This window comes from Acetivibrio straminisolvens JCM 21531 (assembly GCF_000521465.1).
In the GTDB taxonomy this organism is placed as follows: Bacteria; Bacillota; Clostridia; order Acetivibrionales; family Acetivibrionaceae; genus Hungateiclostridium; species Hungateiclostridium straminisolvens.
This window is the reverse complement of sequence record NZ_BAVR01000056.1, coordinates 1-25,201: the sequence shown is the minus strand read 5'-3', so window position 1 is coordinate 25,201 and position 25,201 is coordinate 1. Positions and strand designations below refer to the sequence as shown.

23 protein-coding genes and 5 pseudogenes are annotated in these 25,201 nt (G+C 40.1%); all 28 read left to right on the top strand.

Going from position 1 to position 25,201, the window contains the following annotated elements; genetic code table 11:
- The coding region (locus JCM21531_RS13515; RefSeq protein ID WP_038290692.1) for a thiamine pyrophosphate-dependent enzyme at positions 1-658 on the top strand (658 nt) is incomplete at its 5' end.
- Positions 659-691: 33 nt separating this feature from the next.
- A complete protein-coding gene (ilvN, locus tag JCM21531_RS13510) occupies positions 692-1,204 on the top strand; it encodes an acetolactate synthase small subunit (protein WP_038290690.1) in 513 nt (170 codons plus the stop codon).
- Between the two features lie 8 nt (positions 1,205-1,212).
- On the top strand, positions 1,213-2,208 hold the full coding sequence (ilvC, locus tag JCM21531_RS13505) for a ketol-acid reductoisomerase (RefSeq protein ID WP_038290688.1): 996 nt from the start codon (positions 1,213-1,215) through the stop codon (positions 2,206-2,208).
- An 84-nt stretch (positions 2,209-2,292) separates the two neighbouring features.
- A pseudogene (gene cimA, locus JCM21531_RS13500) lies at positions 2,293-3,872 on the top strand (citramalate synthase).
- Positions 3,873-3,915: 43 nt separating this feature from the next.
- Entirely contained in the window at positions 3,916-4,173 is a 258-nt protein-coding gene (locus JCM21531_RS13495) for a hypothetical protein (RefSeq protein WP_038290686.1), read from the top strand.
- Between the two features lie 204 nt (positions 4,174-4,377).
- A complete protein-coding gene (sigI, locus tag JCM21531_RS13490; RefSeq protein ID WP_038290685.1) occupies positions 4,378-5,085 on the top strand; it encodes an RNA polymerase sigma factor SigI in 708 nt (235 codons plus the stop codon).
- Positions 5,085-5,708: an anti-sigma factor domain-containing protein gene (locus JCM21531_RS22380; protein WP_243467690.1), complete on the top strand. Its 624-nt coding sequence runs from the start codon at positions 5,085-5,087 to the stop codon at positions 5,706-5,708. Before sigI ends, JCM21531_RS22380 begins: the two co-directional genes overlap by 1 nt.
- Positions 5,699-6,667 carry a hypothetical protein gene (locus JCM21531_RS22375; protein WP_243467689.1) on the top strand — a complete coding sequence of 323 codons (969 nt, stop codon included), beginning with the start codon at positions 5,699-5,701 and terminating at the stop codon, positions 6,665-6,667. Before JCM21531_RS22380 ends, JCM21531_RS22375 begins: the two co-directional genes overlap by 10 nt.
- Before the next feature lie 167 nt (positions 6,668-6,834).
- Complete coding sequence (locus JCM21531_RS13480; protein WP_038290683.1) at positions 6,835-7,221, top strand: DUF2721 domain-containing protein; 387 nt, start codon at positions 6,835-6,837, stop codon at positions 7,219-7,221.
- Positions 7,222-7,556: 335 nt separating this feature from the next.
- The gene (locus JCM21531_RS13475; RefSeq protein ID WP_038290681.1) at positions 7,557-8,000 is read left to right on the top strand and encodes an RrF2 family transcriptional regulator; all 444 of its coding nucleotides are present in this window, start codon (positions 7,557-7,559) and stop codon (positions 7,998-8,000) included.
- Between the two features lie 239 nt (positions 8,001-8,239).
- Complete coding sequence (hemA, locus tag JCM21531_RS13470) at positions 8,240-9,235, top strand: glutamyl-tRNA reductase (RefSeq protein ID WP_038290678.1); 996 nt, start codon at positions 8,240-8,242, stop codon at positions 9,233-9,235.
- Positions 9,232-9,690 carry a precorrin-2 dehydrogenase/sirohydrochlorin ferrochelatase family protein gene (locus JCM21531_RS13465; RefSeq protein WP_038290675.1) on the top strand — a complete coding sequence of 153 codons (459 nt, stop codon included), beginning with the start codon at positions 9,232-9,234 and terminating at the stop codon, positions 9,688-9,690. Before hemA ends, JCM21531_RS13465 begins: the two co-directional genes overlap by 4 nt.
- Positions 9,680-10,563: pseudogene (gene hemC, locus JCM21531_RS13460) on the top strand (hydroxymethylbilane synthase). Before JCM21531_RS13465 ends, hemC begins: the two are co-directional and overlap by 11 nt.
- Positions 10,556-12,041, top strand: a pseudogene (cobA, locus tag JCM21531_RS13455) (uroporphyrinogen-III C-methyltransferase). Before hemC ends, cobA begins: the two co-directional pseudogenes overlap by 8 nt.
- Positions 12,042-12,353: 312 nt before the next feature.
- Positions 12,354-13,334 carry a porphobilinogen synthase gene (gene hemB / locus JCM21531_RS13450; RefSeq protein WP_038290673.1) on the top strand — a complete coding sequence of 327 codons (981 nt, stop codon included), beginning with the start codon at positions 12,354-12,356 and terminating at the stop codon, positions 13,332-13,334.
- Positions 13,334-14,581, top strand: coding sequence for a glutamate-1-semialdehyde 2,1-aminomutase (gene hemL, locus JCM21531_RS13445; RefSeq protein WP_038290671.1), 1,248 nt, complete (start codon positions 13,334-13,336; stop codon positions 14,579-14,581). The genes hemB and hemL overlap by 1 nt, the downstream gene beginning before the upstream one ends.
- Before the next feature lie 238 nt (positions 14,582-14,819).
- Positions 14,820-15,890, top strand: coding sequence for a sulfate ABC transporter substrate-binding protein (locus JCM21531_RS13440; RefSeq protein WP_038290669.1), 1,071 nt, complete (start codon positions 14,820-14,822; stop codon positions 15,888-15,890).
- A 24-nt stretch (positions 15,891-15,914) separates the two neighbouring features.
- Positions 15,915-16,760 carry a sulfate ABC transporter permease subunit CysT gene (gene cysT, locus JCM21531_RS13435; protein ID WP_038290667.1) on the top strand — a complete coding sequence of 282 codons (846 nt, stop codon included), beginning with the start codon at positions 15,915-15,917 and terminating at the stop codon, positions 16,758-16,760.
- Between the two features lie 16 nt (positions 16,761-16,776).
- Positions 16,777-17,658: a sulfate ABC transporter permease subunit CysW gene (gene cysW, locus JCM21531_RS13430; RefSeq protein WP_038290666.1), complete on the top strand. Its 882-nt coding sequence runs from the start codon at positions 16,777-16,779 to the stop codon at positions 17,656-17,658.
- 38 nt (positions 17,659-17,696) lie between these two features.
- Positions 17,697-18,760, top strand: a pseudogene (locus JCM21531_RS13425) (sulfate/molybdate ABC transporter ATP-binding protein).
- 28 nt (positions 18,761-18,788) lie between these two features.
- Positions 18,789-19,511, top strand: coding sequence for a phosphoadenylyl-sulfate reductase (locus tag JCM21531_RS13420; RefSeq protein WP_038290664.1), 723 nt, complete (start codon positions 18,789-18,791; stop codon positions 19,509-19,511).
- On the top strand, positions 19,508-20,389 hold the full coding sequence (gene cysD, locus JCM21531_RS13415; RefSeq protein ID WP_038290662.1) for a sulfate adenylyltransferase subunit CysD: 882 nt from the start codon (positions 19,508-19,510) through the stop codon (positions 20,387-20,389). Before JCM21531_RS13420 ends, cysD begins: the two co-directional genes overlap by 4 nt.
- A 1-nt stretch (position 20,390) precedes the next feature.
- A pseudogene (locus tag JCM21531_RS13410) lies at positions 20,391-22,187 on the top strand (GTP-binding protein).
- A gap of 18 nt (positions 22,188-22,205) precedes the next feature.
- Positions 22,206-22,415 (top strand): sulfur carrier protein ThiS, encoded by a 210-nt coding sequence (gene thiS / locus JCM21531_RS13405; RefSeq protein ID WP_038290661.1) that lies wholly within the window; start codon positions 22,206-22,208, stop codon positions 22,413-22,415.
- Complete coding sequence (locus JCM21531_RS13400) at positions 22,412-23,224, top strand: HesA/MoeB/ThiF family protein (RefSeq protein WP_038290658.1); 813 nt, start codon at positions 22,412-22,414, stop codon at positions 23,222-23,224. The genes thiS and JCM21531_RS13400 overlap by 4 nt, the downstream gene beginning before the upstream one ends.
- Positions 23,225-23,246: 22 nt before the next feature.
- Positions 23,247-23,666: a M67 family metallopeptidase gene (locus JCM21531_RS13395; RefSeq protein ID WP_038290657.1), complete on the top strand. Its 420-nt coding sequence runs from the start codon at positions 23,247-23,249 to the stop codon at positions 23,664-23,666.
- Entirely contained in the window at positions 23,666-24,538 is an 873-nt protein-coding gene (locus tag JCM21531_RS13390; RefSeq protein ID WP_038290655.1) for a ferredoxin-like domain-containing protein, read from the top strand. Before JCM21531_RS13395 ends, JCM21531_RS13390 begins: the two co-directional genes overlap by 1 nt.
- Before the next feature lie 52 nt (positions 24,539-24,590).
- The gene (locus tag JCM21531_RS13385; RefSeq protein WP_038290653.1) at positions 24,591-24,839 is read left to right on the top strand and encodes a sulfurtransferase TusA family protein; all 249 of its coding nucleotides are present in this window, start codon (positions 24,591-24,593) and stop codon (positions 24,837-24,839) included.
- Positions 24,840-25,201 lie beyond the last annotated feature (362 nt).

The following is a 25,201-nucleotide window of genomic DNA, read 5'->3' as shown; positions in this document are numbered from 1 at the left end:
AAAAGAGCTTGTTGATATTTCCCAAAAAGGAAATACCGAAGACTGGATAAAGGCAATTCAAACGGAAAAGGCAAAGCGTGAGCTGAAACCGGATTCAAAACCCGGCACAGGTTTTGTAAATCCCAAATATGTGTTGTCTGTTTTGACAGGACTTTTAGGTGAAAATGACATAGTTACAACTGAAGTTGGACAGAACCAGATATGGGCTGCAAATTATTTTGGTGTCAAAAAGCCCCGGACCTTTATTTCATCCGGAGGTCTGGGCACTATGGGATACGGACTTCCCGCCTCAGTAGGGGCAAAAATCGGATGTCCCGACCGCAGAGTAGTGTGCATAGGAGGAGACGGAAGCTTCCAGATGAATATGCAGGAACTTGGCACCATTAAGCAAAACAAGCTGGGAATAAAGATAGTTTTGTTCAACAACTCAAGACTGGGGATGGTAAGGGAGCTGCAAAAGACAAAATACTGCGGCCGTTATTTCCAGGTGTTTTTAGAAGACAATCCTGACTTTATAAAGCTGTTTGATGCTTATGGTTTTAAAGGCAGGAGAATAGACGACAATTCCCAGGTGGAGGATGCATTAAAGGAAATGCTGTCGGACGAGGAACCATTCCTTCTTGAGTGCAGGATTGACCCGGAGGAATCAACACTATAGAGTGTTCAATTATAGTAATTGGGAGGTTTTAAGATGGCGAAGCATACTTTATCGGTTCTGGTTGAAAACCATGCAGGAGTATTATCGAGGATAGCCGGTTTGTTCAGCAGGAGGGGATTTAACATTGACAGCCTTGCAGTGGGTGTCACTGAAAATCCGGAAATTTCAAGGATGACAATTGTTGTAGACGGTGATGACTACATAGTTGAACAGGTTAGCAAACAGTTAAACAAACTTGTTGATGTTATAAAGATAAAAGAACTTGAAGATTCCGATTCGGTAAGCAGAGAGCTTGCCCTCATAAAAGTCGGGGCAAATGCCTCTACAAGGTCGGAGATAGTTCAGATTGCCGAGATATTCAGAGCGAAGATTGTCGATGTGTCAAAAAGTACGCTGACCATTGAAATATCCGGCAGTGTGAATAAAGTTGCTGCTTTGGAGGATATGTTAAAGCAGTTTGGTATAAAGGAAATTGTCAGGACAGGTACAATAGCCATTGAAAGAGGCAATAAAATTATAAAAAATAAGAATAGTGATGAGGAGTGATTTTTAAGATGGCAAAAATGTATTATGACACTGATTGTGACCTTGGTTTGCTTAAAGGAAAAACTGTAGCGATTATAGGCTACGGAAGCCAAGGACATGCACATGCGCAAAACCTGAAGGATAGTGGAATAGATGTTGTTGTTGGTCTGCCTGAAGGTTCCAAATCAAGACAGAAGGCTATCGATGACGGCCTGAGAGTTGAAAATACTGATGTGGCAGCTAAAATGGCCGATGTTATAATGATGCTTGTACCTGACCAGGTTCAGCAGGACATCTACGAGAAAAGCATTAAGCCCAATTTGGAGGAAGGAAATGTTCTTGCCTTTGCCCACGGCTTTGCAATTCATTTCAAAACTATTGTTCCTCCGCCGGAAAATGATGTTATAATGATAGCTCCAAAGGGTCCCGGACATACTGTAAGAAGCCAGTACCAGGAAGGAAAAGGAGTACCGTCTTTGATTGCGGTTTATCAGGATGCTTCCAGCAAGGCAAAAGATTATGCTCTTGCATATGCAGCAGGAATAGGAGCAGGAAGAGCCGGAATTCTTGAAACTACCTTCAAAGAAGAGACAGAAACCGATTTGTTCGGTGAGCAGGCTGTATTGTGCGGTGGAGTAACCGAGCTTATGAAGGCAGGATTCGAGACTTTGGTGGAAGCAGGATATCAGCCTGAAATAGCATATTTTGAATGTATCCATGAAATGAAACTCATTGTAGACCTTATAAATCAGGGCGGATTCTCATATATGAGATATTCCATAAGCGATACGGCAGAATATGGTGACTACATAACAGGAAAGAAAATAATTACCGATGAAACAAGAAAAGCAATGAAGGGTGTACTGAAGGATATTCAGGACGGAGTTTTTGCTTCAAGGTGGATAACTGAGAACAAGTCAGGCGGAAGGGCACAACTTCTTGCCATGAGAAGAAACGAATCGGAACACCAGTTGGAAAAGGTTGGCGCAGAATTAAGAAAAATGATGAGCTGGCTTAAGAAATAAAGATACTTTACATCTAATTCCTAACCTTCTTCTTTTTGAGGAAGGTTAGGAAACATAAAGCATTTTTTGGGGAAGGATGAAAAAATGAAGAAGGTTTTGATATATGACTCGACCTTGAGAGATGGTGCTCAGGCCCAGGGAATTTCATTCAGTGTAGAGGATAAACTTAAGATTGTGGAAAGACTCGACCGGCTCGGTATAAGCTATATTGAAGCAGGCAATCCCGGGTCCAACCCAAAGGATTTGGAGTTCTTTGAGAGGATTGGACGAATCAAGTTGAGGCATGCGAAACTAATTGCCTTTGGAAGTACGAGAAGAGTGAATATAAGTGTTCAGGATGACGCCAATGTAAAATCCCTTTTAAAGGCAGATACCCCGGCTGTGGCTATATTCGGGAAGAGCTGGGACTTTCACGCTACCGATATATTAAAGACAACACTGGATGAGAATCTGAATATGATTTTTGACACTATTTCCTTCTTTAAAAACAAGAATAAAGAAGTAGTATTTGACGCTGAGCATTTCTTTGACGGATACAAGGCTAATCCGGACTATGCAATGAAGACCCTTAGGACGGCTGTTGAGGCCGGAGCGGACTCTATTTGCCTTTGCGATACCAATGGAGGTACATTCCCGAATGAAGTTTGGGATATAACTTCAAGGTTGTCAATGAGTTTAAGGTGGATGTAGGTATTCACTGTCATAACGATACAGGTATGGCGGTTGCCAGCTCTATTATGGCAGTACAGGCCGGAGCTGTGCAGGTTCAGGGTACAATGAACGGGTTTGGAGAGAGAAGCGGTAATGCCAATCTCTGCACAATAATACCCAATTTGCAGCTTAAAGCGGGTTATGATTGCATACCGAAGGAAAATATGTCAGACCTTACGACGACGGCAAGGTATATAAGTGAAATTGCCAATGTCTTGCATGATGAAAGGGCTCCATATGTCGGAAAGTATGCATTTGCCCACAAGGCAGGAATGCATGCGGATGCGGTGAGCAAAAATTCCGTAGCATACGAGCATATTAACCCTGAAGTTGTCGGAAACGAAAGGATTTTCCTCATGTCCGAAGTTGCGGGAAGAAGTGCTGTACTACATTTGGTTAATAACATTGACAATACTATTACAAAAGATTCTCCAGAGACGAAATTGATACTGGATAAGCTTAAGGAGCTGGAATTTGAAGGCTATCAGTATGAGGGCGCAGAGAGCTCTTTTGAGATTGTAATCCGCAAAATTCTTGGAAAATATCATCCTTCTTTTGAACTTGGAGAGTTTAAGGTTGTGGTTAACGAGCCGTCTATAAGCGGAGCAAATTCTTCAGCGATGATAAAGATTAATGTGGACGGACAGAATGAAATAACCGCAGATGAGGGACAGGGACCGGTAAATGCCCTGGACAAAGCTCTAAGAAAGGCATTGGAGAAATTTTATCCCCAAATTGCAGAAATGAAGCTTACCGATTACAAGGTTAGGGTTCTTGACTCTAATTCGGCTACGGCTGCAAAGGTAAGAGTTTTAATTGAATCAACCGACGGAAAGGAAGTCTGGACTACCATTGGAGTTTCAACGGACATTATAGAGGCCAGCTGGAAGGCGTTGGTGGATTCGATAGAATACAAGCTTATTAAGGATAAAGAAGCAAAGAAAAATTCATAGCCGGGAAATATTAAAGAAAATCAATAAGATGAGGGCGAGGAAATTGGTACTTGTTGGCAGACTGATAAAGGGTACATATACAATAAAAGAGTCTATATTTAATAAAGAAGATGAAGGAGCCGATTTTAGGGACTTGCTTGAGGAAGGGCTGATTAGCCTTTGCAGGGATCTGGATATTCCTGTTCCCCTTTGGCTTAACAAGAATACCTCTGAGTTTGCCAGATACCGAAAAACCTTCTTCGCAAAAGATCAGTTTCTGGAAACCGTAAAGTTTGATAGATTTGAGCTTCAGATAGAGTAGAAAAATTACATTTCTGTTAAATTTAATTTTTTTACAAAAAATGACTTCATTTTAGTTTTAATATGGTTTATAGTAACATTATAGAATAGTAAAAGCAAAAATTCGACTAGTGGTTTGTAGATTTATGTCGAACTTTGCTGACATAATTGCAATATCTTTTGTTGTTTAGGCATTATAATTCTATTCATTGTTGGAGGCAACCAAATGTATTCTGTTACTATAAACCAAAGAGTTGAATTAATTAAAAATGACGAAGATAAAATAAATATTTTTGTAGAAGAATACAAACCGTTTATTGCAGCCTGCGCACAAAAGGTGGTAGGGCGCTATGTTGCCTATGGACAGGATGATGAATTGAGCATTGCGCTGATGGCTTTTGTAGAGGCTATCCGTTCTTATGACGCCTCAAAGGGCAATTTTCTTTCCTTTTCCCAGAATGTTATCAGAAGAAGAATTATAGATTATCAAAGAAAAGAAAAAAAGCATAGTACAGTTGTTAATATAAATGGGTACGTTGAGCATGAAGAAGAGGAAACTGACCTTAGCATTGCCATGTCCATCGAGAAGTACTCAAATGAAGAGATCAGTGAATACAGAAGGCTTGAACTTCAACAGTTGAAAAAGGAGCTTGAAAAATGGGATATATCCTTCTTTGAACTGGTTAACATATCTCCAAAGCATAAAAAAACCAAGAAGATTTATTCGAATATAATAAAATTTCTTCTGTCCAGACAGGATATTATGGAAAAAATAAAGCAGAAGAAGTATTTGCCTATAGCAGAGATCGAAAAGAACCTGAAAATACCTCGGAAAACGATTGAAAGGGCTCGAAAATATATTATAGCAGTAGTAATAATATTTACCGGAGATTACGAATTTATTAAGGATTACGTAAACTGGGAGGTGGAATAATGAAGGCAGTTATAGTAGATATAGAAGGCGAATATGCTGTTGCTCTTGATAAAGAGGGCCGGTTTATTAAGATTAGGAAGACATCGGAGCATATTGTCGGCTATGAAATTGACTTGCCAACCAAGGTGATTGAATTTAACAAAAAAACGTTATTAAAAATAGTTTCTGTAGCAGCGGTTTTATTACTTGTCTCAAGCATTTCTTTTGGCGTGTATAGCTATAATTTGCCTTACAGCTATGTGAATGTAGATATAAATCCCAGTTTGGAAATAGTCCTTAATATATACAATAGAATTATAGATGTGAAAGCACTGAATTCTGAAGGTGAGAAACTGATTGAAGATTCATATAGGAATTCTCAACTAAATGAAGGTATGAAGAAGATTATTGACAATGCCGTGGCACAAGGTTTTCTAAAAAACGATGATGAAAATACCATCATGCTAACGGTTGCAGGAAAGGACTCCAAGAAGGTTATCAAAATAAAGGAAGAAGTGGAGAGTGCCGCAAACAAGGTCTTGAATGATGATAATGTGGTTTCGGAGGTAATTGTTGAGAATGTAGCCTTGGAAAGACGGGAGAAGGCCAAGGAACTGGGATATCCCCCGGAAAAATGGTCTTGATTGAGAAGCTTAAGGAGGTAAATCCCCAAGCAACTACTGACGAATACAAGGATAAGCCTGTAAAAGAAATTGTGAAGTCCATCAAGGATATGGAGAAGGACCACAAGGAGAATAATCAAAAGGATGACAGTAAAGACAGCAACAAAGATAAGGTAAGCAGCCAGCCGAATATTGAACCTTTATCCGGTAAAAAAACCGATGCAGAAACTCGTGCCGGAATAAAAGGAAGCCCTGCAAGTCCGGATGCAGGAAGTAAATCGAATAAAGATAATGGAAATAGTAAAGTTAATAATGATACCGGCAGGGATAACAAAGACAATAAAGCAAGCATCGATAATAAATTTGACAACGGCATCAGCAAAGATAATAAAGACAGTAAAGCAGAAAGCGATAATAAATTTAGAGACAATATTGTCAAAGACGGTAAAATCAACAGCGATAGTAAAATTAACAACCACGCAAATAACAAGGGTAGCAATGACAGTAAAACCGACAGCAGCAATAAATTTAGCAACGGCAACAATAAGGATATCAGAGATAATAAAAATAGTATTAATAATGATAAACCGAATAATGAAGATAAAAAGGACATAAATAATAAGGACAATAACTTTCAATATAATCCGTATTGGAATCCTAATTGGAACCCCTATTGGATACCCAAGTGGAATCCGTATTGGGAAAATTCGAAGGAAAAAGCAGAAGAAATGGGAAGGCAATATAAAGAATGGCTCGAAAAGATGGGAGAGCAACAGAAAAAGCAATATAATGAATGGCTTGAAAAGTTGGGGGAAGAACAGAAAAAACAGTATAATGAATGGATTAAAAAGATGGAAGAAATGAAAAAGTTGTATGAGGGAAGCAAAAATGCTAAAGAAGGTAATAAAGACGGCGAAAAAGAGAATAAGCCGGACAAGCCTTTTCAGCCGGGAAAAGATAACATAAAGAGAAAAAACTAATAAAGACAATGACGTACGAATAACTATTGCCAGTTTTATTAAGTTAATTGGAAGACTTGATAAAACTGGCAATAATTCATAATAGGATAAAAACGGTATTCTGTTTCGTGTTTATAAGATGCTAATCCGGATATATATGATATAGAATTCTTGAAGGGAATGATTATATGGAACTTACACTTACAACACCGGCACTATTATTTCCGGCTATTTCCTTGTTGATGCTTGCATACACAAACCGTTTTATTGTGTTGGCCCAATTAATCCGCGAGTTGTACGCCAAATATAAAGAAAACCCTGATGGAGCCACAAAGGGGCAGTTGTATAATTTAAAACGAAGAATAGTGATTATCAAAAATATGCAGATATTCGGTGCTCTAAGTTTCTTCTTCTGTGTTATGTGCATGTTTTTGATTTTCTTTGAATTTATGTTTTTGGCAGATATTATGTTTGGCATTAGTTTGGTACTTTTGCTGATTTCATTGGGATTGTTGGTGTATGAATTGCAAATTTCGGTTAATGCTTTAAATATCCAGTTGGAGGATTTTGAATAATATGACCAATTAATACTTTAAGACATCTTGCTCCTGACAGTTTGACACATTTGATCGTTTATATCAGGAAGTAGTAAATCAACATTTTACTCACCAATTTCAAATTAAACCAAGAGCAAAATAAAGCTCTTGGTTTAAATATCTATTTATTTCTTTAGACATTAATGTTCCATGTTATACGGCTTTTCTACAAACATTCTGTGGAATTATCCGGAATATATCAATATAATAGGAAAAGTATAAAAGACCTTATTGACAATTTTTATAAATTATTATATTATTAATTAGCTGACTAAAACTATAGGTTTACTCATATATTAAGGTGGTGCTTATTTATGAAAATGTCGACAAAAGGAAAGTATGGTTTGCGTGCGATGCTAGACATTGCAATTAATTCAAGAGGAGATATAGTAAGTGTAAAGAGTATCGCAGAAAGGCAGAACATCTCAGAATCGTATCTGGAGCAAGTCTTTTCCATATTGAGAAAGGCTGCAATAGTAAGAAGCATAAAGGGAGCACAAGGGGGATATATTCTTGCAGACGATCCTTCAAACATAACCGTTGGGCAAATTTTGCGAACCTTAGAAGGAAACCTCAATATTGTTGATTTTGATAACAGGAATAATAATGTTAGCAAAGAAGAAAAGTGTATAAACGAATTTGTTTGGAATAAAATTAATGAGAGCATTGATAGGGTTGTTGACAATATTACTCTTGAAGATTTGCTGAATGAATATCAAAAGTTAAAAGAAAATCCCTCTGTTATGTATTATATTTAATGATGAAGAGAAGTAGAGAACATTTTCTTATGAGTAAAATAGCAAGTCTGCATGTATAACATAAGCAATATTATCAATTTGAGCAATCATTGTGGTAAGTATTTATATTTTTTGCAAAACGTGATATCATGGGTTTTAAATTAATAATATAATTACATACAAAAGCCCAGTAAACATATAGGAACAATGATATAACAATAAAATATTTCCAGATAAAGAGAGAATGTGAGGTGTGGATTTTGAACGTAATTATGGCAGGGATTGATTATACCTTGGCGCCAATTCATATTAGAGAGAAGTTTTCATTTACAAAATCCACTTTACAAGTTATATATAATGACTTATTGAAAAATGAAAACATTTTTGGTGCAGTAATTATTTCTACTTGTAACAGGACAGAATTATACCTTTCTTGCGAAGATGGCTTGTATATAAATCCCTTTGAACTTTTATGCGATGCTGTTGACTTTGATTATGAAAAGTATAGCAAGTTTCACACGTTAAGAACAGGTGATGATGTTATCAGGCATTTATGTGAGCTTGCTTGCGGAGTGAAGTCTCAAATATGGGGAGAGGACCAAATCATTACCCAGGTCAAAAACGCTATTGAATTGGCAAGGGAAATGAATGCCAGTGACAGCACTCTTGAAGTGATGTTCAGAATTGCCGTAACATCTGCCAAAAAGGTTAAATCCGTATTAAAACTCAGCAGTACGGAGAGCTCTATAGCTTATAGTGCTTTAAAGATTATAAAAAGCAAGGACAATATCAAAAAGGCCCTTGTTATCGGAAACGGAGAAATTGGCAGGCTCATGGCATCGATATTGACAGGAAACGGATATGACACCACTATAACCTTAAGGCACTATCGCCACAGCGACAATATTATACCTTTGGGAGCAAAAACCATAGAGTATGGAGAGAGATATAAAAAGCTTAAAGATTGTGATGTTGTAATCAGTGCTACATTAAGCCCCCATTATACTTTGGAAATAGACAGAATCGACAAGATGAGACATCCTTGCTTGTTTATTGACCTTGCAGTTCCGCGGGATATTGACCCTAACATCAAGTCTTTAAGCAATGCGGAACTTTATGATGTTGACAGTATATATTCGGGGGAAGTAGATAAAAACCATGCGGAGCAGTTGGCAATGGTAAATGAAATTATTGATAAATATATTTTTGATTACTATAGATGGTATGAATATAGAAAAAGGCTGGTTTTAACATGAAAGAATATTTCCCGTTGTTTATATCTTCAAAAGGTAAAAAGGCACTGGTAATTGGCGGTGGAAAGATTGCGACAAGGAGGATATCTACCCTCCTTAACTTTGAGTTTGATATAATAGTTGTATCTCCAAGTACAACAAAGGAGATTCGGCAGTTGGCAGATGACGGTCTAATTACGTATATTCAGCGGGAATTTCTGGATGGGGATTTGGAAGATAAATTCTTGGTTGTTGCTGCCACAGACAAAAGAGAAGTGAATAAATATATAGGAGATAGAGCAAAAGAATTGGGAGCATATGTGAGTGTGGCTGATGTAAAAGAAGAATGCAACTTTTATTTTCCCGCTGTCATCACAAAAGACGAAGTTGTTGTTGGTGTTACCAGCGGCGGTAAATCCCATAAGACGGTAAAAGACATCTCAGATGCCATAAGGAAGGTATTAAATCATGAAAATTAGAGTAGGCAGCCGTGAAAGCAAGCTTGCTGTAAAGCAATCGCAAATAGTAATAGATTCTATAAAAAATATAACCCCGATATTGAAATTGAGCTTATAACAATGAAAACAACAGGGGATAAAATTCTTGACAAAACCCTTGACAAGATTGGCGGTAAAGGTCTGTTTGTAAAAGAACTGGACCGCGCCCTGCTGGAGGAAAAGGTGGATATTACCGTTCATAGCTTTAAAGACATGCCCATGGATATAGATGACCGCTTGCCCATTGTAGCAGTTTCAAAAAGAGAAGACCCCAGGGATGTTCTTGTGTTGCCCAAAGGGGTGGATGAGATTGACTTCGGTAAGCCAATTGGCTGTTCAAGCTTGAGAAGAAAAATTCAGATAGAGAAAATTTATCCCGGCTGCACAGTCGAGCCGATAAGGGGAAATGTTTTAACACGGATTGAAAAGCTGGACAGAGGAGAATATTCAGCCATAGCCTTGGCGTATGCAGGGCTTAAGAGACTGGGACTTGAAGATAGAATTTGGCGTGTGTTCAGTACGGATGAAATTGTCCCGGCAGCATGTCAGGGAGTTGTAGCAGTACAGGCACGAAAAGGTTTTGACATATCCTTTTTGGCAAATTTTCATGACAACGATTCATGGGATGTGTCGGTGGCAGAAAGAAGCTTTATAAAGGCATTGAACGGCGGATGCAGCTCTCCCTCTGCAGCTTTTGGAGTGATACAGGATAATCAAATTATTCTTACAGGATTTTATGTAGATAAAAACAACAGAATTTTTAAAATGACAAAAGCAGGGGACAGAAATCAAGGAGAAGCCTTGGGATATAATTTGGCGGTAGAAATGCTGAAAGGAATGGGTATATATGGCTGATAGAAAAGGAAAGGTTTACCTGGTGGGAGCAGGGCCGGGAGATGAGGAACTTCTTACGGTTAAGGCAGCTGACGTTATAAAAAGCGCGGAGGTCATCGTTTATGACCGGCTTGTTAGTGACAGTATACTCTCAAAAATTCCCGACGATATAGAAAAAATCAATGTGGGAAAGAATGCGGGAAATCATCCGGTTCCCCAGCATGAGATAAACAGAATCCTTCTTGACAAAGCATCGGAAGGTAAAACCGTTGTCAGGCTTAAAGGAGGCGACCCCTTTGTATTTGGCAGAGGAGGGGAGGAGCTTGAGCTTCTCAATGAAAACGGCATACCTTTTGAGGTGGTACCCGGCATTACTTCAGCAATAGCTGCAGCAGCGTATGCAGGTATTCCTGTCACCCATAGAGATTTTTGCTCGTCACTCCATATTATAACCGGACATGTAAAAGACGGAGAAAACTTGGATATTGATTATGACTCTTTAGTAAAGCTAAAGGGAACGCTTATCTTTATGATGTCCGTGGCGTCATTTCCAAAAATAGCAGAGGGCCTCATAGAAGCCGGCATGAATCCCGATACGGATGCGGCGGTAGTGGAAAACGGAACAAGGCCAAATCAAAGAAAGTTTGTCACAAAACTTTGCGACATTTCAAAAGTTATTGAGGAAAATCAGGTCAAATCCCCTGCAATAATCGTAGTCGGAAAGGTATGTGCTCTATCGGAAAAGCTTGATTGGTTTTCCAAATTGCCTCTTTACGGCTGCAATGTACTGGCAACAGGACCTAAGAAAACATCGGAGAAACTGGTAAGCAAACTCCGTAGACTGGGGGCGCATGTACTTGAGTATCCATGCATTTATACGGAGCCTTTGGACTTTGACATTGATATACAAAATTATAGCTGGATAATTTTCACAAGCAGTTTGGGTGTAACAATGTTTTTAAAAACTCTATGAAAGTAAGCTTGACAGCAGGCACTTGTATAATAAAAAAATTGCGGCAGTAGGCTCACAGACTGCCGAAGAGTTGCTAAAGCATGGAATACGTGCCGACTTTGTTCCTAGTAAATTTGACGGCAAACATTTGGCAAAGGAGCTTTTAAGAAGCGGTAAAATAACCTCAAAAGATAAAGTAATTATTTTCAGGGCAAAGGACGGAACGAGAGAGCTTATAGATATTTTTAAAAACAATAATATATCCTGTACCAATGTCTCTATCTATGCAACGGGATACATAAAAAATGATAGGATTGACATAAGCAATTTTAATTATATTACTTTTACCAGTGAAAGCTGTGTGAAAGGCTTTGCTTACTCCTTTGATAATACCGTGAATTATTCTAGAATCAATGCAATATGCATTGGTCAGCAAACGGCCAAAGCTGCAAGGGCTTATGGAATGAATACAATTGTTTCTGATACCGCAACAGTTTCTTCAATGGTTGAAAAAATTGTTGAGGTATATGAAGGCAAGAAGAGATGAAGAAAATGTTCCAGAAACTTGAGTTCCGCAGGTCTAGAGCCTGTAAATACTCCTCGGGGTCGAGCAAAACTCGCTTCGCTCAAACAATGCTCTCCCTTTCCTCGTCGTATTAACAGGCTCTACGACTTGCTCCACAATGTTTCTTCCACATTTTTCTTCACCAAAAACGAGTGCCGGTTTATAATTGTAAATTTTTTATAATGTCAGATTTCATCGCTAATAATGAGCGCTGGCTTATAATTCAAATTTCTTTACTAGAATAATAAGCACCGGCCTATAATTGCAAAGCTTGAGAATGGTTGGGGGTATATTATGTTAATTAGACCACGCAGGTTGCGATTAAACCAACATACTAGGGATATGGCAAGAGAAGTAAGGCTAAGCAGCAAGTCACTCATACTGCCTATATTTATCATGGAAGGCGAAAATGTGAAGTTGCCTATAAACTCTCTTGAAGGTCATTTTTATTACAGTCCGGACACTGTTTTTGAAGCGGTGGACAGCGCGCTGAAATACGGAGTAAATAAGTTTTTGGTTTTTGGAGTGCCGACAGAAAAGGACGAGATTGGCAGCCAAAGCTTTGATGAAAACGGAGTAATACAAAAAGCAGTCGGGGCAATTAAAGAACGTTACAGGGATGAAGTATTTATCATAACCGATGTTTGCATGTGCGAATACACTTCCCATGGCCATTGCGGGATACTGGACCACGGATACGTTGATAACGACAAGACCCTGGAGTACCTTACCCAAATTGCCCTGTCCCATGCGATGGCCGGGGCAGACATGGTGGCGCCGTCGGATATGATGGACGGGAGAGTGGCAGCGATTCGGCAGGCACTGGATAAACACAACTTTATAAATACGCTCATCATGTCCTATGCCGTAAAATATTCGTCATCTTTTTACGGGCCCTTTCGTGAAGCAGCAAAGTCCGCTCCGTCCTTTGGCGACCGGAAATCATATCAAATGGATTACCATAACAAGAAAGAGGCCATCAAAGAAGCCTTGCTCGATATAAATGAGGGCGCTGACATTCTAATGGTAAAGCCGGCATTGTCCTACTTGGATATTATCAGCGAAGTTTCGAAACAGTCCAACCTGCCCACGGCGGCATACAGTGTAAGCGGCGAGTATGCCATGATAAAAGCGGCTGCAAAAATGAATCTCATAGATGAATATGGAGTAATGTGTGAAAGTGCGGTATCAATTTTTAGAGCGGGTGCGGATATTCTAATCTCATACTATGCCAAAGAAATAGCGGAGGCAATCAACAAGGGGGACATTGGATAATGACAATATCAAAATCAAAGCTATTATTTGAGAGAGCAAAAAAGGTAATTCCCGGCGGGGTAAACAGTCCTGTCAGAGCTTTTGGCGCTGTAGGAGGCTGGCCGCATTTTATAAAAAGAGCGAAGGGTGCAAGAATTTACGATGTTGACGGAAATGAATATATTGACTATGTGGGTTCATGGGGGCCGATGATTTTAGGCCATTCCCACCCAAGAGTACTTGAAGCTATATCAAAAACCATGGTGGATGGATTAAGCTTTGGGGCTGCAACAGAATTGGAAGTTCAAATGGCTGAGCTTATTTTAGAGCTTGTACCGTCAATTGAGATGGTTAGAATGGTAAACAGCGGTACCGAAGCGGTAATGAGCGCGATTCGCGTTGCACGGGGGTATACGAAAAGAGAAAAAATTATAAAATTTGCGGGCTGTTATCACGGACATGCAGACAGTATGCTGGTTAGAGCAGGTTCGGGGGCAATGACAAATGGGATACCCAATAGCGGAGGTGTAACTGCGGGTGCCGCAAAGGATACGCTAATAGCAAGGTATAACGATATTGACAGCGTAAAGCTTTTGTTTGAGCAAAACAAGGGCAATGTAGCGGCTGTTATTGTTGAGCCTGTGGCAGCCAATATGGGAGTTGTCCCGCCTGAAGACAATTTCTTGGGAAAACTTCGCAAGCTTTGTGATGAAGAAGGGGCTTTGCTGATATTTGACGAGGTAATTACCGGATTTAGGCTGGCTATTGGCGGTGCACAACAGTATTTTGGCATTAATGCGGACCTTGTGACCTATGGGAAAATCATCGGTGGAGGAATGCCTGTGGGTGCCTATGGAGGAAGACGCGAGATTATGGAATGTGTGGCGCCGGTGGGGGATGTTTATCAGGCAGGAACATTGTCGGGAAATCCCCTTGCCATGTCTGCAGGAATTGTCACATTGAAGGAGCTGGCTGAGAATCCCGGAATTTTTGAGAATGTCAACAGGCTTGGTCACAAATTAAGTGAGGGTCTTAAAAAAATCACCAACAACACTGTGAAAGCTGTCGGCTCTTTGGTTTGTATGTTTATGACCAAAGAGGAAGTGACTGATTATGATAGTGCAATGAAAAGCGATACCCGTCAGTTTGGAAAGTGTTTTAATTATCTTTTGAATAACGGCATTTATATTGCTCCCTCACAGTTTGAGGCGATGTTTATTTCCAACGCACATACAGACAAGGATATTGATGAGACTTTGGAAAAATAAGCTTATTTTTTGCCTAAGTTTTCTCCTCACTATTAAAACCAAAGTATATATATAGGATTAATAAAAATTTTTCAGTAATGTATTGACAGTAGATAAAAATGGTAGTAAAATAAACACAACAATTCATATATGAATAGTGTGATATGGTTTAAAGGGGATAACCCTTTAAATTTTGGCCCAAAGCACACTAAACTGGTATGAATACTTATATTTAATATTTTTGTGAGGAGAGATGATTATGGAGAGAAATAAGAAAAGAAAAAATATTCTCAAGATAAGTTTAGCAAGTCTAATAATTATAGCCAACCTTATTTCTTTTACAGGATGCGCAAAAGAAACCGCTAATAATCAAGGAGATTCGGGGAAAACAGAACCTATTACAATTCTTAATGTATCCTATGACCCCACCCGTGAACTTTATCAGGAATACAATGAAGCGTTCGTAAAATACTGGAAAGATAAGACCGGTCAGGATGTTACCGTCCAGCAGTCCCATGGCGGCTCGGGAAGCCAGGCAAGAACGGTAATTGACGGTAATGAAGCTGATGTTGTAACACTGGCATTGGCGTATGACATTGATTCAATAAACAAGAATAAAGAGATTTTGAGTAAAGATTGGCAGAAACGCTTGCCCCACAATTCAACTCCATACACATCAACCATTGTATTTTTAGTGAGAAAAGGCAATCCAAAAAACATCAAAGACTGGGATGACCTTGCAAGGCCGGAAGTGGAAGTTATCACTCCAAACCCCAAAACTTCAGGAGGCGCTCGCTGGAATTATCTTGCGGCATGGGGATATGCCCTAAGAAAGAACGGCAATGACCAAGAAAAAGCCAAAGAATTTGTTAAAGCGATATTTGCCAATGTACCTGTTCTTGATTCCGGAGCTAGGGGTTCTACCACCACCTTTGTAGAGAGGGGATTGGGTGATGTGCTTATAGCATGGGAAAATGAAGCTCTCCTTTCTTTGAACGAACTGGATAAAGATAAGTTTGAGATTGTTGTACCATCAGTAAGTATACTGGCTGAGCCTCCTGTGGCTGTAGTCGATTCGGTAGTTGACAAGAAAGGAACCCGTGAGGTGGCAGAAGCCTATCTTGAATATCTGTACAGTGATGAGGGGCAGGAAATAGCTGCAAAGAACTATTACAGACCTAGAAATGAGGAAATTAAGAAAAAATATGCTTCCCAATTCCCCGAGGTTGAACTCTTTACCATTGATGAAGTCTTTGGCGGATGGGATAAAGCGCAAAAAGAGCATTTCGATGATGGCGGTGTTTTTGATCAAATATATGAGAATAAATAATCTTTGAGTCTTAGGAGTGGAGCCATGAATCTTGGAATCAAGCCATTTAAATTAAAACAGAAAAGTGTTATACCGGGATTTGGAATTACATTGGGATTTACTCTTACATACCTTACCTTGCTGGTTTTAATCCCTGTGTCAATGGTTTTCTTAAACAGCGCTAAAATAGGGCTGAAAGAATTCTGGGAAATTGCTTCTTCGGAAAGAGTGCTGGCTTCCCTGAAGATATCTTTTGGTACATCCTTTTTGGCAGCGGCAATAAACGTTGTTTTTGGCCTCCTTCTGGCATGGGTTTTGGAAAGGTACAGTTTTTGGGGCAAAAAACTGATAGATGGCTTGATTGACTTGCCTTTTGCCTTGCCCACAGCTGTTGCAGGTATTTCGCTCACGACTTTATATTCCCAAAACGGTTGGATTGGAAAACTTTTGGCACCGTTTGGAATTAAAATATCCTATACTCCTCTTGGTATAGTTGTTGCATTAGTTTTTATAGGTTTCCCCTTTGTAGTAAGAACTGTCCAACCGGTGTTGGAAAGCATTGACCTTGAGGTGGAAGAAGCGGCAGCATGTCTTGGAGCTACCAGATTTCAAACTTTCTATAGAGTCATTTTGCCTGAATTGTTTCCGGCATTGATAACGGGTTTTGCTCTTGCATTTTCTAGAGCCTTGGGTGAATACGGTTCAGTGGTTTTTATATCGGGAAATATGCCCATGAGAACGGAAATAACACCACTATTGATACGAACAAAGCTGGAACAGTATGATTATGCAGGCGGTACGGCTGTAGCCGCAGTTATGTTGATTATTTCCTTTATCTTGCTGCTGCTAATTAATCTATTTCAGTGGTGGGCAAGTAATAGAAACAGGTAAGTTGGGAGTGATTTGGATGGCAGGGATTGTCCCTATTCAGATAAAAACAGCAAAAACAACGCAAGCGGAAAGGAGAGCAGTAAAAGGCTCAAAACTTGTTCCGGTAATTCTAACGACGATTGCTATACTGTTTTTTGTATTAATGCTCATAGTTCCGCTTATTTCGGTATTTGTAAAGGCTTTTGAACAAGGAGCGAATTTGTATTTTGCATCAATTACCGACCCAATAGCATTAAAAGCCATAAAACTTACTCTCATAACCATAGCAATCACAGTTCCGATTAATACTGTATTTGGCCTTACAGCTGCTTGGGCGATTGCAAAATTTAGATTTAAAGGCAAGAATGTATTGATTACTTTTATTGATTTGCCTTTTTCCATATCACCGGTTGTGGCAGGATTGATATTTGTTTTGCTCTTTAGTACGAGTCACGGGCTTTTTGCTCCGCTGCTTAATGCTTGGGGGATAAAGATTATTTTTGCCCAGCCGGGGATTATTCTTGCAACGCTGTTTGTTACTCTTCCTTTTGTAGCAAGGGAGCTGATACCGTTGATGGAAGCCCAGGGGACCGCTGAGGAAGAGGCAGCATTGACCTTGGGGGCAAGCGGCTGGAAAACTTTTTGGCTTATTACGCTTCCCAATATAAAGTGGGCGCTGCTGTATGGCATTATGCTGACAACTGCAAGGGCAGCCGGAGAGTTTGGTGCGGTTTCCGTTGTGTCGGGACATATTAGAGGACTTACCAATACAGTTCCTCTTCATGTTGAAATTTTATACAACGAGTACAAATTTTCTGCCGCTTTTGCGGTGGCATCATTATTAACCCTTATTGCATTAATCAATTTAATTGTAAAAAACGTAGCCCATTGGAAGATACAGCAGCAAAGCAAAATGTAGGATTTCCAGGCGTTGTAATAAATTTGGGAGGATTGGTTATGAGTATTGAAATATGTAATGTTTCAAAAACATTTGATTCGTTTAAGGCATTAAACGATATAAGCCTTAGCATTCAGACAGGGGAATTGGTTGCCTTGCTGGGGCCGTCCGGTTCAGGCAAAACAACATTGCTTAGAATTATCGCCGGCCTGGAAACAGCGGACCAAGGCAGCATTATTTTTGACGGAGAGGACAACACAAGCAAGAGTACTCAGGACAGAAAAGTAGGATTTGTGTTTCAGCACTATGCTTTGTTTAAACATATGACGGTTTTTGAAAATATTGCTTTTGGCCTAAGGGTTAGGCCTTCAAAATTCAGGCCAAGCAAGGAAGCTATTAAGAAGAAGGTGCATGAGCTGTTGGAGCTCGTAAAGATGGAAGAATTGGCAAACCGCTATCCTTCGCAGCTTTCCGGTGGGCAGCGCCAGAGAATTGCGCTGGCAAGGGCCTTGGCTGTAGAACCGAAGGTTTTGCTTTTGGATGAACCTTTTGGGGCATTGGATGCGAAAGTAAGAAAAGATTTGCGAAGATGGCTGAGAAAACTGCATGATGAATATCCCATCACCAGTGTTTTTGTAACCCATGACCAGGAAGAGGCTCTGGATGTGGCCGACAGGATTGTAATCCTAAATCAGGGTAAAATTGAGCAAATAGGTACACCGGAAGAGGTGTACGACAATCCGGCCAATCCTTTTGTGTACAACTTTCTGGGCAATGTGAATTTGTTTCACGGAAGAATACATAACGGAAAAGTTGAATTGGGTTCATCTGCCCTGGGTTCGGATAGCGGTCAGGGCAAAGATATAGTAAGTTACACCCGCCCCCATGATATTGAGATTAAGCTTGAGCCTGAAGGAAAAGAATTTATCGGCTCGCAGATTACTTTTATAAGGCGGTGGGGCCTGTTGTCAAAATTGAATTGGTGAGATTGGACAACGGAGAGTATATTGAAGCTGAAATTAGCAAGGAAACTTACAGAAAACTTGGGCTTAATGAAAGGCAAACTGTTTACGTCAGACCCAGGGATTTTAAAGTTTTTATTCCCGAGGACTACGTAATTTAATAGAAATATATGTAAAGGGGAAGAAGTAATGGCGCAATTGGATTTAGAAAAATTAAACAAAGAATATTCCGACAAAAATCCTGAAGATATCATTAAGTTTGTTGTGGAACACATAGGCATTGAGAAAGTCGCATTGGCTTCAAGTCTTTCTATTGAAGACCAAGTGCTGACGGATATATTGCTTAAAATCAATCCAAAAGCAAGGGTGTTTTTCCTCGACACAGGAAGGCATTTTCAGCAAACCTATGACCTAATGGACGAAACTATGCAAAGGTATAAATTTCATTATGAAGTTTATGCTCCGGAAAGTAATGAATTGGAGCAAGCCGTTTCGGAATACGGTCCCAATTTCTTTTACGAAAGCGTTGAACTTAGAAAAAAGTGCTGTGAAATAAGAAAGGTAAATCCGTTAAAAAGAGTCTTGGGCACAGTGGATGCATGGATTTGTGGCTTAAGGAGAGAGCAATCTCTTACCCGTCAGGAATTGAATATTTTTGAATGGGATGCTCTCCATTCAATTTATAAAATAAACCCCATTGCTTTTTGGTCTGAAGATAGAGTGTGGGAATATATCAAAAAATATAACATTCCGTACAATTACCTTTATAATAAGGGTTTTCGAAGCATTGGATGCCAGCCGTGCACCAGGGCGGTAAAGCCCGGAGAGGATGTCCGCAGCGGCAGATGGTGGTGGGAAGACCCTGAAAAAAAAGAATGCGGGCTGCACGCAAGAGTGGGGGGAACGGTATGAATCACTTGGATAAATTGGAAGCACAGAGTATTTATATACTAAGAGAAGCTTACAGAGAGTTTAAAAATATATGCATGCTATGGTCCATAGGTAAGGACAGTACTGTACTTCTTTGGCTGGCAAGAAAAGCTTTCTTTGGACATGTACCGATACCTTTGGTACATATAGACACCCATTATAAAATACCTGAAATGATAAAGTACAGGGATGAACTTGCACTGAAATGGAAGCTGACCATGATATACGGAGAAAACAGGGAGGCCCTGGCACAGAAGAAAACTTTTCCCGACGGAAATGCGGACCGCTTGACATGCTGTCAGTTATTAAAATCCGAAGCTTTGAAGCATACCCTTTCCGGTGAATGGAACCGTTATGTTTTGGACCACAAGACCGGAAAATATGTTTTGGATACCAACAGGGAAAAGTATACGGGAGTTATTGTGGGTGTAAGGGCCGATGAAGAGGGAAGCCGGTCAAAGGAAAGATATTTCTCGCCAAGAGACAAGGAAAATGACTGGGCTGTAGAAGACCAGCCTCCGGAGTTTTGGAATCAGTTTAAGACCGACTTTGCACCGGGTACCCATATCAGAATACATCCGCTCCTTGACTGGACGGAACTTAATATCTGGGAATACATAGAAAGAGAGAACATACCAATTACATCCCTGTATTTTGACCGGGGAGACGGAAAGCGTTACAGATCCTTAGGATGCTATCCATGTACTTTTCCTGTGGAGTCGACAGCCAAGAATGTTAGTGAAATTATTGAAGAATTAAAAAGCGGCAAGTTTGCAAACATAGCAGAAAGGTCGGGACGGGCACAGGACAAAGATGACGGCGGCGGACTTGAGACTTTGAGAAGAGGGGGGTACATGTGATATGGACGCAAGAGAACAAATGAACATTGTAATCGTTGGACATGTAGACCATGGGAAAAGCACCGTTATAGGAAGGCTTCTTGCAGATACCGGCTCTCTTCCCGAAGGAAAGCTTGAGTCGGTTAAGGAGTATTGCAGAAAGAATGCCAGACCTTTTGAGTATGCATTTTTGCTGGACGCATTGAAGGATGAACAGGCACAGGTATTACCATTGATACAGCAAGATGTTTTTTCAAGACAAGCAAAAGGGACTACATTATTATTGACGCACCGGGACATGTTGAGTTTTTAAAGAACATGGTTACGGGAGCATCCCGGGCGGAGGCTGCCCTTTTGGTAATAGATGCAAAGGAAGGCATAAAGGAGAACTCCAAACGCCACGGACATATTGTTTCTATGCTGGGAATCAAACAAGTGGTTGTTTTGGTTAATAAAATGGATTTAGTGGATTTTAGCAAGGAAGTTTATGAAGCTATTATCTCAGAGTTTGGGGAATTTTGCAAAAAGTTAATATTAAGCCCATTAATTATATCCCCATCAGTGCCTTCAACGGAGATAATATTGCCCAAAAATGCCCAAATACTTTGTGGTATGAAGGTCCCACTGTTTTAGAACAGTTGGATGGGTTTGTGAATAGAAAGGAGAACCGTCAGCTTCCGTTCCGTATGCCTGTACAGGACATTTACAAGTTTACTGAAGAAGGCGATGACCGAAGAATTGTAGCAGGTACAATTATAAGCGGAGCAATTAATGTGGGGGATGAGGTTGTCTTTCTTCCTTCAAACAAGAGGTCGGTAATAAACAGTATTGAGGGATTTAATGTAAAGCCCAGGAATACGGCCTATGCAGATGAAGCAATAGGAGTAACGCTAACCACGCAAATTTACATAAAACCTGGAGAACTGATGGTGAAAGCAAACGAAAAGCAGCCGTCAGTGAGCTCTCGCTTTAGGGCGAATATATTCTGGGTGGGTAAGGCTCCGCTAATAAAAAACAAAAACTATAAATTAAAAATCGGTACGATGAAGATTGGAGTAAAGCTGATTGAAATATCAAGTATTATTGATGCTGCGGAGATGAATATTGATACCTTCAAAGACCAGGTTGAAAGGCATGATGTGCAGAGTGTATTTTTGAAACTGCAAAACCTATTGCCTATGATGTTATTTCCGACGTTGAACAGACAGGAAGGTTTGTAATTGTAGACAACTATGAGATATCCGGCGGAGGAATTATCTTAGAAGCGGTTCCGGATACAGACAGCAGCCTGCTTACCCATATCCGGGAAAGGGAATTTTTGTGGGAGAAAAGCTTGATTTCTGAGGAGCAAAGAAAAAATGCCTATGGACATAAGGCAAAGTTTATAGTGATTACCTCAGGCAGTGAAGGAAAAGAAAAAGATATCCAGAATGTCGGAAGACAATTGGAAGAGCGGCTTTTCAACATGAAATTCAAAGCATATTACCTTGGAGTTTCAAGTATATTGCACGGACTCGCATCGGATGTGGCAAACAGCTATGAGGATAGAGACGAGCATATAAGACAAATTGGAGAACTGGCAAGAATATTTACGGATTCGGGCCAAATATTTATAACAAGTATATTCAATCTGGATGATTATGAGGCCAAGAAACTAAAGCTTTTAAACCAGCCCAATGAAATTATAGTGGTTAATATTGGACAGACGCCTTTTAATAATTTTGTGCCTGACGCAAATATAGAGAATACAGAGGATGCGGTTGAAGCTGTGTGTGATTTATTAAAACGTCAAGAAATTATACTTGAATATTATATATAGAATATGGGGGTTTTATAAATGACAATTAAAGTGAATGGTAAGGATGTATCACTTGAAAAAGAAGTTACAGTAAAAGAACTTCTAGAAATCCAAAAGGTGGAAATGGCTGATTATGTAACAGTACAGATAAATGATGAGCTGCTGGACAGAAAGGATTTTGAAACTCTGACCGTGAAGGAAGGCGACGTTGTAGAATTCCTTTATTTCATGGGAGGCGGCGCACTATGAACTTTACCAACGAGCAGATGGAGAGATATTCCAGACATATTATTTTAAAAGATGTTGGGGTGAAGGGGCAAAAAAAGCTCCTGCAGTCCAAGGTTTTGATTGTTGGAACAGGCGGCCTTGGAGCACCTGCTGCCATGTTTTTGGCCGCTGCAGGGGTTGGAACAATAGGTCTTGTGGATTTTGATGCAGTGGAGCTTTCAAATCTTCAAAGACAGATTATTCACCTGACCAAAGATGTGGGAAAACCCAAGGTTATTTCGGGAAAAGAAACCATCAATGAAATGAATCCCGATGTTGATGTTGTTACTTATAAAGAGTGGGTAAGTTCGGCCAATATAAGGGATATTATTAAGGACAGGGATTATGATTTTATTATAGACGGCACCGACAACTTTCCTGCAAAGTTTTTAATAAATGATGCCAGCGTTCTTATGGGAAAACCCTTTTCCCATGCGGGAATTATAAGGTTCCAGGGCCAGACCATGACCTATGTTCCGGGAGAAGGTCCATGTTATAGATGTATATTTGAAAATCCTCCGCCACCGGATAAAGTTCCCACATGCAAACAGGCCGGTGTGTTGGGCGTAATGGGTGGAATTATCGGAACTATTCAAGCAACGGAGGCTATTAAATATATACTTGGCATTGGTGAATTGCTTACAGGATATCTTCTTACCTATGATGCATTAACGATGGAGTTTAGGAAGATTAGATTGCCAAAGAATAAAAGGTGTCAGGTTTGCGGTGAAAATCCTACTATAAAGGAGCTTATAGATTACGAACAGGCAGTGTGTGATTTGAAATCTTGATGGGTGTCGGAGGTGGCCAGTTATGATTGTTATGACAAAGGAACAGTACCGGGAGATACTTAAACATTCCCGCAATGCTTTGCCTAATGAAGCCTGTGGGCTTTTGGGCGGCAGGATAGAGAATGGTGTAAAATATGTTGAGAAGGTATATCCGTTAAAGAACATAGATGAAAGCCCGGAACATTTCTCCATGAACCCTAAGGAGCAATTTGCAGCAGTTAAAGATATGAGGAGCAACGGTTGGGAGCTTTTGGGCAATTTTCACAGTCATCCGGCAACACCGTCCCGCCCGTCTGAAGAAGATATAAGGCTTGCCTTTGATCCGAAAGCAAGTTACTTGATATTATCGCTAAAAGACAATACACCGGTGCTAAAGAGCTTTAATGTTTCATCAGGGCAGGCGGCTGAGGAAGAATTATCTATTGTGGGGGAGGAAGCATAGTGGCAAATGTGGATTATAAAGAGCTGAAAAAAGGCGGATTTATGAAGCAGGTTGACAAGGACCGCTTTTCACTGCGCTTAAGAATTGTTGGAGGTCAAATAAAAGCGGAGCAACTTGCAAAGGTGAATGAAATAGCGGAAAAGTACGGTGCAGGATATGTTCATTTGACTTCAAGGCAGAGTATTGAAATTCCGTTTATCAAGCTTCAGGATATTGATGCTGTTAAGAAGGAGCTTGCAGAAGCTGGTTTGCAGCCCGGTGCATGCGGACCGAGGGTTAGAACAATTACTGCATGTCAAGGGTCTGTCATTTGTCCCAGCGGCCTAATTAATACAACGGAGCTTGCCAAGGAATTTTATGAAAGGTACTATGCCCGTGAATTACCCCATAAGTTTAAGTTGGGTATTACCGGATGCAGAAATAATTGCCTGAAGGCTGAGGAAAATGACCTTGGGGTTAAAGGCGGAATGAAGCCTGATTGGGTTGAGGATAAATGTATTTACTGCGGATTGTGCCAGGCAGTTTGTCCGGTTAAAGTCATTGAGGTGAAAAAGCAGGAAAAAGAGTTGGCTTTTAATGAAAAAGACTGCATCTATTGCGGCAAATGCGTTAAGGTGTGCCCTACAAGTGCATGGGAAGGCAAAGGTGGGTTTATTGTGTATTTTGGCGGATTGTTTGGCAATAGAATAGCAATCGGAAGGCAGCTTTTGCCTATTATTTTCTCAAAGGAAGAACTGCATAAGGTTATTGAAGCAACTTTGGCGTTTTTTGAGGAGCATGGAAAACCCGGCGAAAGATTTGGGAATACGTTGGACAGAGTAGGCTGGGACTTGTTGAAAGACAGGCTTGTTGGATTGTTGGAAGCGGTGTGATTATTGAGTATTATATGTGGATAAAAGAACCGCTTGGAATGGAGGAATAGATGTGAGTAATTTTAAAGCAAATGGTTTTGTGGATATTACTGATGTTGTTTGCCCCATGACTTTTGTGAAGGCAAAGGTTGCTATAGAGGAACTTGAGGAAGGACAAATTCTTGAAATCAAGATGAATGAGGGAGAACCTATTTTGAATGTGCCTAGAAGCTTCAAGGAGGAGGGGCATAAAGTGCTTGATGTTGTGAATAATGAGGATGGTACATTTACTGTTTTTGTGGAAAAGGGTAAAGAGGATTGAAATGAAAGTGGATGGATATGCAGGCTCTTGCGGCTTTTGGAATCTCAAGCCGTAAGAGCCTTTACGTTATGTGTAGTTAAGAGCCAATGCTTCTAAACCATCAATCAAGCTTGTGATCCGTATAATACTCCACGTAGTTTAGGCATAACGTAACCCGGAATCGAACATAGATTCTTTAGATCCTACGTAGTTAAAGTGCAATGTCACATGAAGCTGATTCAAATTCAATTTTATCCCGCTTTACATCCCGCATAGTTAAGGCATAACGTTCAGGAAAAGGAGAAGGCGTAACATTCCTATTGCTCTTTACATCCCGCATAGTTAAGGCATAACGTTCAGGAAAAGGAGAAGGCGTAACATTC